Here is a 317-nt window from a genome sequence, read left to right on the forward strand (position 1 = left end):
GCAGCGCTGGGAGATTGAGATGGCTTTTAGGGAAATTAAGTCTGATTTACAGCAGGGGCTGTTGTTAAGAAGTAAGCTGCCACAGCTTGTGTTACAAGAATTCTGGGGGCTTATGATTGCTTATAATCTAATAAGACGTTTGATGCGCTATATGGCCCTTAGAGCTAACGTTAGCCCTCTAAGAATTAGCTTTCATATGGCGTCTATTACGATTGTTAATCTGTTACGGTTTGCACCTTTACAGGCTGCAGGACTCTTCCCTAAGTTGTTAGATGCAGTTTTAGAGGAAGGAAAATTGTTTGTTATTCCTGAACGTA

1 pseudogene is annotated in these 317 nt (G+C 41.3%); it reads left to right on the top strand.

The window, feature by feature from the left end:
• A pseudogene (locus tag A1019T_RS13830) lies at window positions 1-317 on the top strand (IS4 family transposase); the annotation flags it as partial.

The organism is Psychrobacter piechaudii (genome assembly GCF_900162825.1).
Taxonomy (GTDB): Bacteria; Pseudomonadota; Gammaproteobacteria; order Pseudomonadales; family Moraxellaceae; genus Psychrobacter; species Psychrobacter piechaudii.